Source organism: Methylosinus sp. R-45379, from assembly GCF_001644125.1.
Taxonomy (GTDB): Bacteria; Pseudomonadota; Alphaproteobacteria; order Rhizobiales; family Beijerinckiaceae; genus Methylosinus.
Window position 1 is genome coordinate 1 of sequence record NZ_LUUM01000244.1, and the last position, 1,182, is coordinate 1,182.

The 1,182-nt window shown below is 58.6% G+C and carries 3 protein-coding genes; 2 read left to right on the plus strand and 1 reads right to left on the minus strand.

All coding sequences use genetic code 11. From position 1 onward, the window contains the following. On the minus strand, nt 1-233 hold a 233-nt coding region (locus tag A1351_RS10900), incomplete at its 3' end, for a hypothetical protein (protein ID WP_198162340.1). A 219-nt stretch (nt 234-452) separates the two neighbouring features. On the opposite strand from A1351_RS10900, the gene A1351_RS10905 reads away from it, so the two are divergent. Then, nucleotides 453-770: a hypothetical protein gene (locus A1351_RS10905; RefSeq protein ID WP_064032965.1), complete on the plus strand. Its 318-nt coding sequence runs from the start codon at nt 453-455 to the stop codon at nt 768-770. Nucleotides 771-782: 12 nt separating this feature from the next. Beyond that, nucleotides 783-1,182: phage tail length tape measure family protein (locus tag A1351_RS10910; RefSeq protein ID WP_198162342.1), on the plus strand; the 400-nt coding region annotated here is incomplete at its 3' end.

The window sequence follows — 1,182 nt, forward strand, 5'->3', positions numbered from 1 at the left end:
CGCCGCAGCGCCGCATGGATCGCTTCGGCTTGGTCGGTTCGAATTCGACCGTTGGCGAGATCGTCGATGACCTGCGCCGAAGCGTTCTCGACGTCCTGCATGCTCGCGAGAAAAGGCAATTCCGCTTTGACGAAAACGCCAGACGGCCGCGGCCAAAGACGCTCGAGCACGATGCGCTGCGCTTGGGTGTCGCCATTGATGGCCGCCGCCAATGCGGCCTGTAGCACGCGCAAGCCTTGTTCCTCGGCGGCTTCGTCGCACTTGGCGGAAAATCGATCACGCCTGCCCTTCGGCCGACCGGGAGACTGGCCGCCAAACTGATTCCCCGGCATAAATTTTGGCATGTCTCATCCGATTTATTTACAGTCTAGCTCGAATTAGGTGCGATTTTATGCTCTAATTGTTGGGAAGCAAGCTTAGCCGTATACTTTGTGACTTGGGGATTTGAAGAAATGACGGACGCTGTTCTGGTGGTGCTGAAGTCGTCGCGCGCCGCGATTTATGCCGAAGCTCAGAAAGTCGCGAAGGCAAAATCGGCCGCACCGGAATCTTACGTCGAAAAGAACTGCGCAGACGTCGTGCGAATGGTGCAGAATCGCCTCGCCGAATGTCCGTCCGATCTCCTCGCCGGATTCGACGCCGCGGCGTCGAAATGGCTGCTCGAGAACACCTTCGGCGATAACCCGCGCGTTGTCGCCGCTCATATGGCGATGCACGTCGTTCGACTCGCTCACGCCGCCCGTGAAGCAGAAAGCGCCACGAAAAACTAAGGAACCGCGCCAATGACCGACAATGATTTATCGATCAAATTTGGCGCCGATCTCGGCGACCTGGACAAGGTGCTCGCCAGTGCCGCCGGGTCTGTCGACGCTTTCAAAAAATCGATCGCCGGTAGCGTTAAAATCGACACGGCCGGCGCTACTGCATCCACGCAAGCGCTCGAGCGCACGCTTGCCAGCGCGTCCGCGGGGGTAAAACGGAGCGCAGCGGAAATCGACGCCGCATTCGTCGGCCTATCGAGACACGAATGGTTGAACCCGAGTCGTCAATTCCAGGACGTTGGCGTATCGCTCGCATCGGGAATGAATCCGCTCACGATTGCAATTCAGCAAGGCTCGCAGATTTTCGATGTTTTCCAGGCGCACGCCGGTGGCGCGACGGCGGCGATGAAATCCTTCGGCG